The 15,111-nt window shown below is 68.7% G+C and carries 14 protein-coding genes; 10 read left to right on the plus strand and 4 right to left on the minus strand.

The window, feature by feature from the left end; all coding sequences use genetic code 11:
- Window positions 1-103: 103 nt before the first annotated feature.
- Window positions 104-439, minus strand: a complete 336-nt coding sequence (locus MFF21_RS21130; protein ID WP_373325072.1) for a hypothetical protein — start codon at window positions 437-439, stop codon at window positions 104-106.
- Window positions 440-821: 382 nt separating this feature from the next.
- Here MFF21_RS21130 and MFF21_RS21135 point away from each other — a divergent pair, with 382 nt between their 5' ends.
- Genes MFF21_RS21135 through MFF21_RS21150 form a run of 4 tightly spaced genes read left to right on the plus strand, consistent with a single transcriptional unit; the run spans window position 822 to window position 3,105 of the window.
- The gene (locus MFF21_RS21135) at window positions 822-1,028 is read left to right on the plus strand and encodes a hypothetical protein (protein WP_238313730.1); all 207 of its coding nucleotides are present in this window, start codon (window positions 822-824) and stop codon (window positions 1,026-1,028) included.
- Window positions 1,025-1,816, plus strand: coding sequence for a hypothetical protein (locus tag MFF21_RS21140; RefSeq protein ID WP_238313732.1), 792 nt, complete (start codon window positions 1,025-1,027; stop codon window positions 1,814-1,816). The genes MFF21_RS21135 and MFF21_RS21140 overlap by 4 nt, the downstream gene beginning before the upstream one ends.
- 33 nt (window positions 1,817-1,849) lie before the next feature.
- Window positions 1,850-2,542 (plus strand): ribonuclease HI, encoded by a 693-nt coding sequence (gene rnhA, locus MFF21_RS21145; RefSeq protein WP_238313734.1) that lies wholly within the window; start codon window positions 1,850-1,852, stop codon window positions 2,540-2,542.
- Window positions 2,542-3,105: a DNA-3-methyladenine glycosylase gene (locus MFF21_RS21150; protein ID WP_238313736.1), complete on the plus strand. Its 564-nt coding sequence runs from the start codon at window positions 2,542-2,544 to the stop codon at window positions 3,103-3,105. Before rnhA ends, MFF21_RS21150 begins: the two co-directional genes overlap by 1 nt.
- Before the next feature lie 3 nt (window positions 3,106-3,108).
- Here MFF21_RS21150 and MFF21_RS21155 read toward each other — a convergent pair whose 3' ends face one another.
- From MFF21_RS21155 to MFF21_RS21165, 3 genes are read right to left on the minus strand one after another with little or no spacing between them, the layout of a single operon-like run.
- Window positions 3,109-3,720 carry a DUF1254 domain-containing protein gene (locus MFF21_RS21155; protein ID WP_238313738.1) on the minus strand — a complete coding sequence of 204 codons (612 nt, stop codon included), beginning with the start codon at window positions 3,718-3,720 and terminating at the stop codon, window positions 3,109-3,111.
- Window positions 3,717-4,406, minus strand: a complete 690-nt coding sequence (locus MFF21_RS21160; protein ID WP_373325073.1) for a DUF1214 domain-containing protein — start codon at window positions 4,404-4,406, stop codon at window positions 3,717-3,719. Before MFF21_RS21160 ends, MFF21_RS21155 begins: the two co-directional genes overlap by 4 nt.
- A gap of 20 nt (window positions 4,407-4,426) precedes the next feature.
- A complete protein-coding gene (locus MFF21_RS21165; RefSeq protein WP_238313742.1) occupies window positions 4,427-6,694 on the minus strand; it encodes a transglycosylase domain-containing protein in 2,268 nt (755 codons plus the stop codon).
- Between the two features lie 353 nt (window positions 6,695-7,047).
- On the opposite strand from MFF21_RS21165, the gene MFF21_RS21170 reads away from it, so the two are divergent.
- The 6 genes from MFF21_RS21170 (at window position 7,048) to MFF21_RS21195 (ending at window position 15,091) form a co-directional block, all read left to right on the plus strand.
- On the plus strand, window positions 7,048-7,512 hold the full coding sequence (locus MFF21_RS21170) for a YcgN family cysteine cluster protein (RefSeq protein ID WP_238313744.1): 465 nt from the start codon (window positions 7,048-7,050) through the stop codon (window positions 7,510-7,512).
- Between the two features lie 244 nt (window positions 7,513-7,756).
- Window positions 7,757-8,308 carry a TadE family protein gene (locus tag MFF21_RS21175; protein WP_238313746.1) on the plus strand — a complete coding sequence of 184 codons (552 nt, stop codon included), beginning with the start codon at window positions 7,757-7,759 and terminating at the stop codon, window positions 8,306-8,308.
- Window positions 8,308-9,129, plus strand: coding sequence for a pilus assembly protein (locus MFF21_RS21180; protein ID WP_238313748.1), 822 nt, complete (start codon window positions 8,308-8,310; stop codon window positions 9,127-9,129). Before MFF21_RS21175 ends, MFF21_RS21180 begins: the two co-directional genes overlap by 1 nt.
- Window positions 9,114-10,562 carry a pilus assembly protein TadG-related protein gene (locus MFF21_RS21185; protein ID WP_238313750.1) on the plus strand — a complete coding sequence of 483 codons (1,449 nt, stop codon included), beginning with the start codon at window positions 9,114-9,116 and terminating at the stop codon, window positions 10,560-10,562. Before MFF21_RS21180 ends, MFF21_RS21185 begins: the two co-directional genes overlap by 16 nt.
- A gap of 224 nt (window positions 10,563-10,786) precedes the next feature.
- Entirely contained in the window at window positions 10,787-12,013 is a 1,227-nt protein-coding gene (gene zapE, locus MFF21_RS21190; protein WP_238313752.1) for a cell division protein ZapE, read from the plus strand.
- A 102-nt stretch (window positions 12,014-12,115) separates the two neighbouring features.
- Window positions 12,116-15,091, plus strand: a complete 2,976-nt coding sequence (locus MFF21_RS21195; protein ID WP_238313754.1) for a response regulator — start codon at window positions 12,116-12,118, stop codon at window positions 15,089-15,091.
- Window positions 15,092-15,111 lie beyond the last annotated feature (20 nt).

Here is a 15,111-nt window from a genome sequence, read left to right on the forward strand (position 1 = left end):
TGAAGTCCTGTGGCCCCCTCTCGGCCACGAACCGGCGGGACCGGCGTCCCGGTGGTTCAGTGCCTCTCACGAAACGCCCGCGATGGGGAGTCCGAAGACGCGCTCAGTCGTCGTCCGGCTTGGTCATCCCGCTCCTGTTGCCGGTGCGGCGATCGTAGTCGCTGATCGCGGAGCGGCATTCCGGCGAGAGCCGGTTGCGGTTGCGCTGCATGCAGCGGTCCGCATCGTTGCTGTTCGGGTCGACGCCTGCGCAGAGGCGGAAATAGTCGTTGGCGCAGCCGAGCTGAAGACCCTGATCCTCGCGCTGCGCCTGGGCCGGGCCGGCGAGCACCAGGACCGCCATCGGCGTCCCGATCAGCGCGGCGGCCTTGAAGCCTCGGGCCAGGCGCAGCGCCGTGGTTCCCGCCACGCTCCCGAATCGTGAGGTGTCCAGACCCATCCTGGGATGTCCTTCGCTGGGTTGAGAGGGCAGGCACCGCATATCGGGCGCTCCGCCGAGTTAGCAAGCCAAACACAGGTGAGCCCCGAAAGCTCCCGGGCGGAGGGTCGCGCGGCGGCAACACCTTCCCGTCGTCGCACCGCGTCCGATGGGCTGCGCCAAACGAAAAAACCCGCTCGCGCGAAGCGAGCGGGGTCGCAGTTCAAGGGAGGAAACGCCCGCCGTGGGCGAAAACCACGATGCAAGGACCGGGCCGCGCCGCGACGGCCGCGGAAACCATCCGTTAACCATGCCGTGCTGAGGTACCCCTCAGTTTCCTCCGGTGCCGGAGCGGCGCAGGACGACCAGACCGTCAGACCCGAACGCGACGGGACGTAAGGCCATGACTCCTTCGATCAAACCCCGCCGCAAGGCGCCGGTCCCCGCGAGGCCCACGACCAACGTCGTGCCCTTCCCCGCCGCCGCGATCCGCCGGTTCCGGCGGGACGAGGCCGAAGGCCCGCGCGGCGCGATCCTGCTCTTCACCGGCGTGCGCTACGAGCGCCTCGCCGACGACGAAGCGGCCCAGCGCCTCCGCAAGTGGTCGTGAGCCCCTTCGAGCGCGCATCCCGCCTGATCCTGCTCGCGCCACTCTGCCTGGTGGCCTGCGCGCAGCAGGGCGATTTCGGCCGCCCGGCCAAGAGCGCCTGGAACGACCTCGTCGAGACCACGGGCACCCTGGCCGCCCGCGAGCGCGAGGAGCCGGCCTCCGCCTTTCCTCTGACCGACGACGAGCGCGTTCTGCGGGACCGAGCCTGGCGCTTCCTCATGCCCGCCCAGGGGCACGCCGCTTTCGAGGACGTGCTCGCCAACCTGACCCGCACGCGGGTGCTGCCGCCGAACTGGCGCGAACCCAACGTCGCCGCCTATCATGACGGCCTCCTCTCCGAATCCTTCCGTTCTCCCGTCTCCCGCTATCGGCGGCTCTCCGAGGATGCGGGGGCCGACGGCCGGCTGATCCCCGTCTTCGTGGCCACCGCCGCCCGGGTGATCGAGGCGGATGCCTTCCGCCTGCGCAGCCTGCCCTTCGCCAGGACCCTGGACGATTTCGACGTGCGTAACGCCGCCATGCGGGTCGCCGAGAATCGCTGCCTGATCGCCTGGGTGCGCCTGGAGCTCGGGCAGCGCGTGGCGCAGTACCGCTACGCCCTGGAGCATCTCGCCGTGGAGATGCCCGGCCGGGACGCGGCGGTGACCGAGCAGGCGATCGGCTTCCTCGAGTCGCGCCGGGCGCTGCTCGCCCCCCTGCTGCCGCCCGAGGCGGCGGCGCGCTGCGGCCTCGAAATCCTCGAGCCGCCCCAGGCAGCCCTGGCCCCGCCGGTCGTCGCCAAGTATTGAGCCGACCCTCAGACAGCGGAACCGGACTCCTCCATGCGAACCATCGTCTACGCCGACGGCGGCTGCGACCCCAATCCGGGTCCCGGTGGCTGGGGCGTCGTCATCCAGCATCCGACCGGCACGGTCGAGCTGCATGGCGGCGAGCGCGCGACCACCAACAACCGCATGGAGCTGACGGCGGCGATCAGCGCGCTGGAGCACTTCCCCGAAGGCGCGGCCATCGAGATGCGCTGCGACAGCCAATATGTGGTGAAGTCGGTCACCGAATGGATGAAGGGCTGGAAGCGCAAGGGTTGGCGCACCGCCACCGGCCCGGTGAAGAATCGCGATCTGATGGAGCGCCTCGACGCCCTCGCCTCGGCCCGGGACGTGCGCTGGACCTGGGTGCGTGGCCATGCCGGCGAGGTGGGCAACGAGCGGGCCGATCGGCTGGCCGCCCAGGGACGCCGCGAGGCCCTGGAGCGCCCGACCGGGGCGCCCTCGGATGCACCTGCTCCGGTTCAGGCGCCTGCGCCTGTCGCCGCCGAGTCTACCCCCGCGGCGCCCCCGCGCACCACCGAGGTGCGGATCGGACTCGGCCTCGGGCTGGAGGTGTCCCGCGCCGCCAAGCGCGCCGGCCTCTCGCCCCAGGCCTTCGTGGAGGAGGCGGTGCAGCTCGCCCTCGACCTCGGGCCGGAGGGCCGGGCGCGGGCCCGGGCCTCCCTCCTTCCCGCCCGCGAGACCTGATGGAGGCGGGCTTCTTCGCGCGGCCCGTCGCTGCCGTGGCGTCGGAGCTGATCGGCTGCGGTTTCTTCGTCGACGGCGTCGGCGGCCTGATCGTCGAGACCGAGGCCTATGACCGGACGGACCCCGCCTCGCACAGCTTCGGCGGCCCGACGCCGCGCAATGCCAGCATGTTCGGGCCCCCCGGCCACGCCTATGTCTATCGTTCCTACGGCCTGCACTGGTGCCTGAATCTCGTCTGCGAGCCGGGCAGCGCCGTGCTCCTGCGGGCGATCGAGCCGACCGCCGGCCTGCCCACGATGCGCGCCCGCCGCGGACTCGACGCGCCCCGGCTGCTCTGCGCCGGCCCCGGCCGCCTCTGCCAGGCGCTCGGCGTCGACCGCGCCCAAGACGGCCTTCCTCTCGACCGGGCGCCCTTTACCCTGCGGCCTCGGGCGGAGGACGTGCCCGTGGCGGTGGGCCCCCGCATCGGCATCAGCCGCGGCGTCGAGACGCCCTGGCGCTTCCTGCTCGCCGGCTCGCGCTTCGTCAGCCGCCCGCTGCCCCGCGGGACGGCCCCGGCCTGAGACTTACCGGCCCTGCGCCGCGTCGGCGTCGGTCGGTTCGTCGGGGCTGTCGATGGAGCAGGAGACCGCCTGCACCGCCTCGTTGGCCATGGCGCGCTGGCTCGGCAGCCCGGCCATCACCCGCACCACCACGAAGCCCTCGCGGTCGCTGGCGACGATGCGCACGTCGCGGCTCGGTTCGCTCTCGTCGTCGCTGGCCAGCGCCTCGTCGTATTGCGCCCGGGTCATCACCACGAGGTCGAGGGCGCCCTTCACCGCCGCCTGGTCGGTGACCGCGTAGAAGGCGCCGCGGCGGCCATGCACGGCGAGAGACAGGGTCAGCGCCCCGGTCTTGGCCGAGACCCGCATCGGCCCGTCATCGAGGTCGTAGGCGCAGACGCCGACCGCCACTGCCGGGTCGGGGATCGGGAGCCAGGATTCGGCCGGGCCCGGGTTCTCGCCGGTGGCGAGCGTGTGCACGGCCAGGGGATGGTCCAGGCTCTCGCTCGCCCGGGCATGGGAGAAGGCGTCGCCCTCGGCGAAGCGCGGGATCGAGAGCACCGTCGCGATGTGGACCATGCCCGCCAGCACGAGGCCGCAGGCGGTGGCGAGCAGGAAGCGGTTGCGCGGGCTCATGAGGCGCAGCCCATGCGGGTGATGGCGGGCAGGCTGTCGCGGTCGAGGCTGCCGACGCTCGCCGCGACCGGGGTGTCGTAGAGGCGCAGGGCTAGCCGCACCGGCCCCCGCGGCCGCGGCATCGGCAGCCAGTTGCCGGGCTGCACGTCGGGGGCGATCACGATGCCGAAGCTGCCGTCGCGCGCCCGCAGGATCTCCGTGGAGGTGAAGCCCTCGCGCAGAGCCGGCGCCCCCGGCTCCGGGGTGCCGCGCCCGGCGATGGTCAGGGTCCAGGCCCGGGCCGGCGGGGTGGCGCCGCCGACCGTGTAGGTGCAGGCGGCGTCGAGGGTGCGGCCCTCGTCGTCCAGGGCGGCCGTCACCAGCATGCCTTCGCCGACGGCGAGGGCGATCTCGCCGCGGCGGGCATTCACCGCGCGGGCATAGGGGTCGGCATCCATCGCGCCGGTACGCGGCCAGGCCACCCAGGGGCCGATCCGCACGCCGCCGAACGGGTAGCCGCCTCGGGTCGCGTAATCGGCGCTCAGCAGGCCGAGGGCGGCGCCGAGCGCCAGGGCGTAGAGCGTCAGCGCCACCACGGAGGCCCTGCGCAGCCAGCCCCCGAGGACACGGCGCAGCCGGCCGAGGCGTGCCGTCGCGCGCGGCCGGGCCGGGCCCGTGCGGGCGAGGTCGGGAGTCTCCGTCAGCATGATCTGCCCAACCGGATCGCTCAAGGCGTCCCGAAGCCGGCGGAGCGGGTGCGCTCGGCCACGTCCACGAGGCCGGAGCCGCCCTTCCGGTCCGGCCGGAGCGCGCCGGAGCGGGCGGGATCGGCCTTCTGCGCGGCCGGCTTGCTCTCGACCGCCCGGAACAGACCATTGAGGCTGGTCAGCACCTCGAAGGAGCGCCGCGACAGCCGGCCCGCCGCGCTCGCGGCCGGGTTCACCGGTGCCTCGGCGCCCGTCAGCGCCTGGGCGACCTGATTGCTGCCCTTGCGCTCGTTGAGGCCGGGGATCGGCTTCAGCTCGATGCCCTGGTGGGCGGGGGCCATCACCTCGTGCCACGTCATCGCCGGCAGGGAGCCCCCGGTCATCTTGTTGGTCGGGCTGTGGTCGTCGTTGCCGAACCAGACGGCGCCCACGTAATTGCCCGTGTAGCCCACGAACCAGGCGTCGCGGTAGCCGTTGGTGGTGCCGGTCTTGCCCGCCACCTTGGTGTTCTCGAGCTGCGCCTTGCGGGCGGTGCCCTCCTCGACGACCTTGTTGAGCATGTAGTTCATGTCGGCCGTCACCTGGGTCGAGAGCACCTGCTCGGCCGGTTCGTCGGCGTGGCGGTAGATCACCTCGCCGCTGGAATTGCGCACCTCCACGGTCGCGTAGGGTTTGGCCCGCTTGCCGCCATTGGCGAAGACCGCGAAGCCCGAGGCCTGGTCCATCACCGTCACCTCCGTCGAGCCGATCGGCAGGGAGGGCGTGTCGGTGATCGGCGTGGTCACGCCCATGGCCTTGGCGGTCTGGATGATCTTGGCCCGGCCCGCCTTGGCGGCGTTCCACTCGTGGGTGATGCCCATGCCCTTGCCCAGCGCGATCGAGATCTTGATCGGGATCGTGTTGATCGACTTCGCCACGGCGAGCCACATCGGCTGCCGGCCGGAATAGGAGCGGCCGTAATTCTGCGGGCACCAATTGCCGACGCAGACCGGCGAATCCACCACCGGGGTGTCCGGCTTGAACTGGCCGGAGGCGAGCGCCGCCGCGTAGACATAGGGCTTGAAGGAGGAGCCCGGCTGGCGCAGGGCGTCGGTGGCGCGGTTGAACTGGCTCTCGCCGTAATCGGCGCCCCCGACCATGGCCCGCACGGCCCCGTCCGGATCCATCACCACCATGGCGGATTCGTCGACGTCGTACTGGTCGCCGTAGCGGCGCAGCATACCCTCGATCGCCTGGTCGGCGCTGCGCTGGATCGAGAGGTCGAGGGGGGTCTTCACCGTGAGCACGCGGTCGTTGCGCAGCTTGCCCGCGTCGGCCAGCGCCTTCACCTGCCCGAAGGCCCAGTCGAGATAGTAGTCGGCGGTGATGTCCTTGGCCCGGGTCACGGGCGTCGCCGGGTTGCGCAGGGCGGTCTGGATCTGACCCTCGGTGACGAAGCCCGCCTCGACCATGTTGTGCAGCACGTCGACCGCCCGGGCGCGGGCGGCGGGCAGGTTCACGTTGGGCGAGTACTTGGTCGGCGCCTTGAACAGGCCGGCGAGCATCGCGGCTTCGGCGAGGGTGATGTTCTGCAGGGGCTTGCCGAAATAATAGTCGGCCGCCGCCACCGCGCCGAAGGTGCCGCCGCCCATATAGGCGCGGTCGAGATAGAGCTTCAGGATCTGGTTCTTGGTCAGGTGGCTCTCGAGCCAGAAGGCCAGGAACGCCTCGTTGATCTTGCGCTCGAGGGAGCGCTCGTTGGTGAGGAACAGGTTCTTGGCGAGCTGCTGCGTGATGGTTGAGCCGCCCTGCACGTTGCCCTTGCCGCGGGAATTCGAGACCAGCGCCCGGGCCGTGCCGATCGGGTCGATGCCCCAATGATCGTAGAAGCGCCGGTCCTCGGTCGAAAGGAGCGCCTTGATCATCAGGTCGGGGAAGTCGTCGAGCTTGAGCGAGTCGTCGTGCTTGATGCCCCGCCGCCCGACCTCGGTGCCGTAGCGATCGAGGAAGGTCACGGCGAGGTCCTGGGCCTTCAGCCAGTTGTCGCTGGTGAGCTGGAAGGCGGATTGGGCCAGGATCAGCACGCCGAGCGCCCCCACCGCGCCCAGGGTCGTCGCCTCGCTCGTCAGGTCGAGGGCGACGCGCTTCCAGCCGCGCACGGAGAAGACGTTCATCCGTTCCTGAAAGCGCTCGTAGGCCTCCGAGGTCGAGCGGCCGCTGTCGTAGAGACTCGCATTGACGAAGGCGTCGAAAGCCAGCGCCGCGCGGCTGATCCGGGTTCTGAGCGAGGCGAGGCTGGGCAGGCGCACGGTCTGAGTGTCTCGTCCTTCGGGCGACCCGGCCGATCCGCGCCCTGCCGTCCCTCGCGGGAGCGGGCGCCGATCCGCGCTGAATGCCCTGCCTACCAAGTCTCACGCCGCCGCGCGAGATTCACGGTTGCGTAACCAACGCGCGGGCGCGCCGGTGGGAGCGGCCGGGCGACCGGAATGTTTCCTTAACCTTGACGCCGGAATAGGGCGGCCGGATGGCCGGAGGCCGTTGCGAGCCCGTTTGAACCTCTCGGAGGCGCTTCCCGGCGCGGCTCCGCTTGCCTCCGCGGCCGCCTTCCGGCAGGAGAGGCGACGATCCGACACATGATGCGTGAAAGAGAGGGGTGCGCCCGATGCGGGACCGCCCGGCCGAGCCGTTCTGGCGCGTGAAGAGCCTCGAGGAGATGTCGCCGACCGAGTGGGAGAGCCTGTGCGACGGCTGCGGCCGCTGCTGCCTCCTGAAGCTTGAGGACGACGATACCGGCGAGATCCACCACACCGATATCGGCTGCACGCTGCTCGACACCCATGCCTGCCGCTGCCGCGACTACCGCAACCGGTCCAAGCGCGTGCCCGATTGTGTTCGGCTGACGCCGGAAGCCGTGCGCAGCATCCCTTGGCTGCCGCCGACCTGCGCCTACCGCCTCGTGCGCGACGGGCACGACCTGCCGAACTGGCACCCGCTGCTGACGGGCCGCAAGGCGAGCGTGCACGAGGCCGGCATCTCGGTGCGCGGGCGTGTGGCCGGCAATGAGGAAGAGTTCTCGGAGGACGAGCTCGTCGAGCGCATCGTAGCCTGGCCGGGCGAAAAGCCCTGAGCCTGCCTCACGGGACGCCCGATCGCTGAGGGGCGTCTCGCCGGCCACGTCACCCCACGCTTGGGCGCGGCTTTTGCCAGTTCCCACTATCCGCGCATCAAATTGGTGCCTGCGTCGCCCGCCGGCCTCATGAATATCACTAGTTGTAAACAACTTGGATTGCTGCCTTGATATCAATACAGGGCGACGTGCTTTAGGCGGTTAGATTCACTTTTGTTTAAATGCCGCATGATATTGTTATATTATGCGGCAGGCGTCGAAATATAGTGAGGGTGCCGAGGGCTCAACCACGGTCGAGTTCGCTCTCGTGGGGGCGATGTTCATTCTTGCGATCATGCTCATCATGAGCACGGCTCTGGTTCTGTACGTCAACCAGGCGCTCAACAATGCGACCGCCCATGCCGCCCGGCAGATCTTGACCGGTAGCTTCCAGTCTCAATCGACGACGCCGACGCCGGAGGGCTTCAAGCAGATCCTCTGCGAAAATCTTCTAGCTCCGATCAAATGCAACGACGTGATCGTCAACCTCTACGTCGTGACCAAGGCGTCCAAGCCGAGCGGATACTATGCCTATGTCAAGCCGGATCTGAGTGGTCTGGCACTGGCCGATTTGTCTGTGGGATCAGGGCCGTTCAATATCGGAAAACGCGGCGATTATCAGTACTTGCAGGTCATCTATCCCGTTGCCTTCCTGCCTCGCATCATTTCATCCTGGCTGAGCGGCGGTGTGACCTACAACGGCAAGCCTGCGTATCTGGCCATATCGGCGGCGGCCTTTCGCGTCGAACAATACTGATGCCAGCCCCGCTCTCCCGAAAGCCGACCCTCGCTGCGTCCGAGGGGAACTGCGGCCTCTGTCTTGCGGATCGGATCCGGGCCGTCAGCGCGCGCTTTCGCCGTCACGGACGCTGTTTCCGCTTCGCCGATAGCGGGATCGCCGCAACCGAGTTCGTTCTGCTTCTGCCGACGTTGCTGTTCATCCTGTTCTGTGGTGCGCAGTTGATCACGTATATCGATGCCACTCGCAAGGTCGATCTGGTGGCGTACTCGGTCAGCCAGATGGTTTCGCAATTGCCTCCGCCGATCAATGGCTCAATTGCAAAAGTAAATTCGACAGATCTTCGATTCAGCTACGATTCAACGCTGGTTCTATTCCCATACGTCATGGCGGATGCCCGGATTAGGGGCGTAAAATGGCAGGATAACATTTCAATCAATTTCGCGAGCATTGAGTTCAAGCCGAAAGACGCCTCCTGCAAGAGCAAAATCCAAGGCGCCGCCGATGCGAGCACCTGCTACGAGGCCAAGGTGGTCTGGACGAGCAGCGGCAGCCCCCAGCCGTCCGACGGACCCAATTTCCGGCCTTGCAGCACCTCGCAGCGGGCGATGGACGACAAGGCGCCGCCGAACCGCGCCGCCCTTCCGCGCTCCGCCTTCGGCCCTCTGTCGCTGGTGGTGATCGACGTCGTGTTCACCTTCAGGCCGACCTTCGGGGCGCGGTTCCTGCCGGCCATCCGGATCGCCCGCTCGGCCTATGTCCAGCCTCGCTACGCCGCGCTCGTCAGCTACGACACGACCAACAGTGATGGGATCGCTGTGACATGCCCCGGTTATTGATCCGTGCGCGCCGGCTCAACGCCTGGGCCAAGGCCCTGGCCGGTGAGACCACGGGCAGTCTCACCGTCTTGGCTGCCCTCGCCATGATCCCCATTCTCGGCTTCATCGGCCTGGGCATCGAGTACGGCATGGCGGTGACGAACAAGACGCGGCTCGACAATGCGGCGGATGCCGCGGCGCTTTCCGCTGTCGTGACGGCAAAGGCCTATGTCGCCGCAAACGCGAACCAACCCGGTGTCATCGACGCCGCTCTGATCGCTGGCCAGAACCAAGCCATCAAGGTGTTCAACATCAACGCCGGCGAGGTGCCGCTCACAGCGGTGTCCCTCGTGCCGCCTCAACTGCAGCGCAACGGCCAAACTTTGACGGTTACGCTCACCTATACCGCGACCGTCCAGAATACGTTCGGCAAGCTGTTTATGCATCCGACGACGCCACTCGGAAATACGATCGTCGCGAAGGCAGATCTGGCGAGCTACCTTGATTTCTATTTGATGGTCGATGTGTCGGGATCGATGGGACTTCCGTCGACCGAGCCTGGCATGCAGGCTTTGGGCCGCGACAACCACGACATGTGGTTCGATTACCAACAGGGGTGTCAGTTCGCCTGTCATTTCGTCAACACGAACGGCTGGAACCTGGCAGCCGGCAAGATTCAGCTGCGCTCGGATGCCGTGAACAATGCCGTCTGTGCGCTTCTCAAGCGGGCCTCGGTCCAGGTCGTCCCCAACCAATATCGGATCGGGATCTACCCGTTCATCAATGACTTGGTGACACTCGTGCCATTGAACGACACTTCGGCCTCACTCAATGCCCTGAAGGCGGCTGCCGATTGTACCAGTTCGTGGCCCCTGGCCTTCACCAAACTCCTGGATACCGGCACGACGCAGTTCTACACCAACGGCGATCCCGGCACCGGCACCGGAAGTGGCGGAACGCATTTCGAAAACGCGCTGCCGCGGATGCGGCAGACCATCAAAACCATCGGCGACGGCACGAGTTCGAAGAACTCCAAACCCTTCGTGTTTCTCATTACCGACGGCATGCAGAATTACCAGACCTATTCGACTGTCAAGAACGGTAGATACGCCTACGCCGGAAATCCCTCTGAGTTCAAATGGTATGGGCCGTCTTCCTTCGATGGCTCGAAGCCTGCAGCGATCGATCCAAGATATTGCGATGATCTAAAGAGGTCTGGCATCATAGTATCGATATTATATATACCATATATTACGATAAATTATAAACCAAATCATGGGTATATTTCGGAAGAAAATGGGAAGGTCAATAAAATTAGCCCGACCCTTTCTAACCCGCTTCGCGCCTGTGCCTCACCGGATTACTTCTATACAGCCAATACGCCGGAAGATATCACGGCCTCTTTGAACGCGATGTTCGAGCACGCCTTGAAGGGCGTCCGTCTCTCGAAGTGAGCCTCTCCGGCTGTCGCGGTCCGCTGAAGCGAAGCCTCGGAGCCTCGGAGCCGCGCAGCCTCGGCAGCGGGAAGAACCAGATCGACGCCGATGTCGGTAGTGCGAGCCTTCGCCGGCTTGATCGGGAGGGCCAGGGACGGCAAGCAGATCCCCGGGAAACGCTTCCGCGGCTTCCCGGGCCCGCTCGACGGACGGGCGCCCGCCTCACCCGAACGATCGGCCGGATGCCCTCCAACACGCACGTCCCCTCCGACCACGCCCGTGCCGGCGCCGTCTCTCCCGGTCCGGTGCGCGAGCGATACGATGCCCTCGTCGCTGCGGGCAGCATCGAGCGCGATCCGGCGCAGATCCGCCTGATCCAGGTTCTCGACCGGCTGGTGCAGGATCTGGAACGCCGCCGTCGAGCGAAGAAGGGCGGTGCCCTGGGCTGGCTGTTCGGGCGCAAGGACGACGACGCAGGGCCGCCGAAGGGGCTGTACATCTGGGGCTCGGTCGGCCGCGGCAAGACCATGCTGATGGACCTGTTCTGCGAGGTCGCTCCCGGGCGGAAGCGGCGCGTTCATTTCCACGGCTTCCTGGCGGATGCGCATGAGCGCATCCACGCTCACCGGCAGGCGCTCAAGCGCGGCGAGGTGAAGGGCGACGACCCGATCCCGCCCGTCGCCGAGGCCATGGCGGCGGAGGCGAGCCTGCTCTGCTTCGACGAATTCACGGTGACCGACATCGCCGACGCGATGATCCTCGGCCGCCTGTTCGGGGCCCTGTTCAAGCACGGGGTCACCGTGGTTGCGACCTCCAACGTCGAGCCCGACCGGCTTTACGAGGGCGGCCTCAACCGGGCGCTGTTCCTGCCCTTCGTCAAGGAGCTGAAGAGCCGCGTCGAGATCGTGCGGCTCGATTCGCGCACGGATTTCCGGCTGGAGAAGCTCGGCGGCGCCTCCGTCTACCACGTGCCGGCGGATGCGGCGGCCGAGGCGGCCCTCGACAAGGCCTTCAAGGCGCTCACTGGCCGGACCAGGGGCAATCCCACCACCCTCAAGGTGAAGGGCCGCGAGGTCGCGGTGCCGGAGGAGGCGGCCGGCGTTGCCCGCTTCGGCTTCGCCGATCTCTGCGCCAAGCCGCTCGGCGCCTCGGACTACATGGCGATCGCCGGGGCCTTCCACACGGTGATCCTCGCCGGCATCCCGGTGATGGGGGAGGCCAACCGCAACGAGGCCAAGCGCTTCATCACCCTCGTCGACACGCTCTACGACGCGCATGTGAAGCTCGTGGCCTCGGCGCAGGCCGAGGCGCAGGAGCTCTACACGGCCAAGGAGGGCCGGGAAGCCTTCGAGTTTGACCGCACGGTCTCGCGCCTGATCGAGATGCGCTCGACCGAGTATCTCGCCATGCCCCACGGCGCCGGGGATTCGAGCGCGTCCGGGTCGAGCGCCGGTCTCGTCGAGACCTGAGCGCGGTGCCGGCGCCTGTCCACGACAGCCGGCGCGGATATATTCCCCGCCATCTGGCGGCTTAGAAGGCTCGAGCGTCGGATTGCGCTGGAGGTCCCGTCGATGCCCGCCCCGATCGCAGCCCTGCGCCGCCGCTTCCGGCGGCAGTCGCGGGTTCCGGCGGCCTTCGTCAACTCGCCGCTCGCCTTCGGCCTGATGATCCTCGCCCTGCTCGCGGCGGGCTGGAATTACCTCGTCGGAGAATCGAGCCGCGAGCGGGTGCGGCAGGCCAACGAGGTGCTGATCGAGGTCGAGCGCCTGTTCTCCGCGATCAAGGACCTGGAGACGGGGGAGCGCGGCTTCGTGATCGTGGGCGGCGAGAACTATCTCGGCCCCTACGAAGGCGCGCGGGAAGCGATCGCGAAGAGTCGGGCGGTGTTGCGGGAGATTACCCATGGCGCGCCGAGCTCGCCTCTGACCGGGGGACGTACGCTCAATACCTTGGTCGACGAGAAGCTCGCCTTCGCCGCGAAGGCGGTGGCCCTGCGCCGCGAAGCCGGCTTCGAAGCCGCCACGGAGTTCGTGCGCACCGGCGAGGGCAAGCGCATCATGGACGCGATCCGCGCCGAGGTCGGCCTGATCCGCGCGCACCTCGCCGCCCGGATCGGCGAGATCGAGCGCAAGGACCGCCTGCGCGGCCTCGTCCTGGCGCTGCTGACCGGGGCCGCCGCCTGGAGCGCCGTGATCCTGCTCGCCGGGCTGCTGCTGCTGCGCCGCAAGGAGGGGATGCGGATGTCGGCGCTCCTCGACGGCGTCCTGGAGAACGCCCCCGTGGGCCTCGGCTTCCTCGACCGCGCCCTCAAGCTGCAGCACATGAACCGGACGCTCGAGATCATGAGCGGGCGCGGCCTCGGGGCGAGCCTCGACCGGCCGGTCTGGGCGGCCGTGCCGGCGCTGGAGGAGATGCTCTCCGCGCCCCTCAATGCGGCCCTGACCCACGGCCTCGTCACCTCCGATGTCGACGTGCCCGTGCCGACGCCGAGCGCCCCGGGCGGGGTGCGCCGCTTCGTGATGAGCTTCTATCCCCTCCAGGTGAAGGCCGAGGATGGCGGCGCGGAGATCGAGGGCGTCGGCCTCGTCGTCTCGGACGAGACCCTGCGGCGCCAGGCCGAGGCCGAGACCCGGCGCAGCGAGGAGCGCTTCCGCTCCCTCGTGGAGGCGACCGCCTCCATCGTCTGGTCGGCCCATCCCGACGGCAGTCTCGCCCCCCGCCAGGCCGACTGGACCCGCTTCACCGGCCAGGACGAGGCCGCCTATGCCGGGGCGGGCTGGCTCGAGGCCGTGCATCCCGACGACCGGGAGCAGACCCGGGCCGCCTGGGCGCAGGCCATGGCCGACTCGGGCTTCTACGAGAACGCGCACCGCCTGCGCCGGCACGACGGCGTCTACCGCCACATGCTCGCCCGCGCGGTGCCCATCCTCGGCGAGGACGGCGCGATCCGCGAATGGGTCGGCACCCATGCCGACGTGAGCGAGCAGAAGGAGGCGGCCCTCGCCATCGCCGCGGCCAAGGAGGCGGCGGAGGAGGCGAACGCGGCCAAAAGCCAGTTCATCGCCAATATGAGCCACGAGCTGCGCACGCCCCTCTCGGCGGTGATCGGCTATGCCGAGATGCTGCAGGAGGAGCTGGAGGATCTCGGCGAGCCGCAGCTCACCGCCGACATGCGCAAGATCGAGTCGAACGCCCGCCACCTCCTCGGCCTGATCAACGACGTGCTCGACCTGTCCAAGATCGAGGCCGAGCGCATGGAGGTCTTCCCCGAGGCCTTCGCCGTGGACGAGGCCCTGCGCGAGGTCGCGGCCTCGGTCGAGGGGCTGATCGCCAAGAAGGGCAACGCCTTCGAGCTCGCCATCGCCCGCGACGTCGGCATGGCCTACACCGACCAGACCAAGCTGCGGCAATGCCTCGTCAATCTGCTCGGCAACGCCGCGAAGTTCACGGAAGGCGGAACGGTGCGGCTGGAGGCGGAGCGCCGGCGCGAGGGCGGCACCACCTGGCTGGTCCTGCGCGTGGCCGATACCGGCATCGGCATGAGCGAGAGCCAGGTGGAGCGCCTGTTCGAGCGCTTCACCCAGGCCGACGCCTCCACCACCCGCCGTTTCGGCGGCACCGGCCTCGGCCTCTCCCTCACCCGCGCCTTCGCCCAGATGCTCGGCGGCGAGGTCGGCGTCGCGAGCAAGGAGGGGGAGGGCACCACCTTCACCCTGCGCGTGCCCGCCCGCTATGCCGGGCCGGGCGACGTCCCCGCGCAGGCCCCCGCGGAGCCGGGCAGCGCCCCCGAATACGGTGAGCCCTCGGCGCCGCATGTGCTCGTGATCGACGACGACGCCTCGACCCGCGACCTGCTCGCCCGCTTCCTGGCCCGGGACGGCTACGCCGTCTCGACGGCCGGGGACGGCCGGGCCGGGCTGGAGCGCGCCCGGGCGCTCAGGCCCCGGGTCATCCTGCTCGACGTGACCATGCCCCTCATGGACGGCTGGTCCGTGCTGCGGGCCCTGCGGGCCGATCCGGCCCTTGCCGAGATCCCGGTCATCATGGTGACCGTGCTCGACGAGCAGCACCTCGCCTTCTCCCTGGGCGCCACCGACTACCTGCACAAGCCGATCGAGTGGTCCGCCCTCAAGGAGACCATGGACCGCTTCCGCCCCAATGGCGGGGGCGGCCCCGTCCTCGTCGTCGACGACGATGCGGAGGCCCGCGAGCGCATGGAGAAGGTGCTCCTCCGGGAAGGATTCGCCGTGCGCTGCGCCGAGCACGGCAAGGCCGGCCTGGAGGCGGTCGAGGCGGAGCGGCCCTGCCTGATCCTGCTCGACCTGATGATGCCCGAGCTCGACGGCTTCGGCTTCCTGCGCGGCTTGCGCGCCCGTCCCGAATGGCGCGACATCCCGGTCGTGATCCTGACCGCCAAGGATGTCAGCGCCGACGATCGCCGCCGCCTCGCCGGCCAGGCCGACCGCGTGATCCGGAAGGGCGCCCTGAGCCTGTCGGATCTCGCCCAGGAGGTGCGGGACCTCGTCCCCGCCGCCCCCGCCGCATGAGCCTTCCGTCCGTGCCGGCC

The sequence above is a fragment of the Methylobacterium organophilum genome (assembly GCF_022179465.1).
Taxonomy (GTDB): domain Bacteria; phylum Pseudomonadota; class Alphaproteobacteria; order Rhizobiales; family Beijerinckiaceae; genus Methylobacterium; species Methylobacterium organophilum.

Coding starts and splice junctions, on each gene's coding strand:
- MFF21_RS21130 (WP_373325072.1), bottom strand. CDS start 439: ATGGGTCTGGACACCTCACGATTCGGGAGCGTGGCGGGAACCACGGCG.
- MFF21_RS21135 (WP_238313730.1), top strand. CDS start 822: ATGACTCCTTCGATCAAACCCCGCCGCAAGGCGCCGGTCCCCGCGAGG.
- rnhA (WP_238313734.1), top strand. CDS start 1,850: ATGCGAACCATCGTCTACGCCGACGGCGGCTGCGACCCCAATCCGGGT.
- MFF21_RS21150 (WP_238313736.1), top strand. CDS start 2,542: ATGGAGGCGGGCTTCTTCGCGCGGCCCGTCGCTGCCGTGGCGTCGGAG.
- MFF21_RS21155 (WP_238313738.1), bottom strand. CDS start 3,720: ATGAGCCCGCGCAACCGCTTCCTGCTCGCCACCGCCTGCGGCCTCGTG.
- MFF21_RS21160 (WP_373325073.1), bottom strand. CDS start 4,406: ATGCTGACGGAGACTCCCGACCTCGCCCGCACGGGCCCGGCCCGGCCG.
- MFF21_RS21170 (WP_238313744.1), top strand. CDS start 7,048: ATGCGGGACCGCCCGGCCGAGCCGTTCTGGCGCGTGAAGAGCCTCGAG.
- MFF21_RS21175 (WP_238313746.1), top strand. CDS start 7,757: ATGCGGCAGGCGTCGAAATATAGTGAGGGTGCCGAGGGCTCAACCACG.
- MFF21_RS21180 (WP_238313748.1), top strand. CDS start 8,308: ATGCCAGCCCCGCTCTCCCGAAAGCCGACCCTCGCTGCGTCCGAGGGG.
- MFF21_RS21185 (WP_238313750.1), top strand. CDS start 9,114: ATGCCCCGGTTATTGATCCGTGCGCGCCGGCTCAACGCCTGGGCCAAG.
- zapE (WP_238313752.1), top strand. CDS start 10,787: ATGCCCTCCAACACGCACGTCCCCTCCGACCACGCCCGTGCCGGCGCC.
- MFF21_RS21195 (WP_238313754.1), top strand. CDS start 12,116: ATGCCCGCCCCGATCGCAGCCCTGCGCCGCCGCTTCCGGCGGCAGTCG.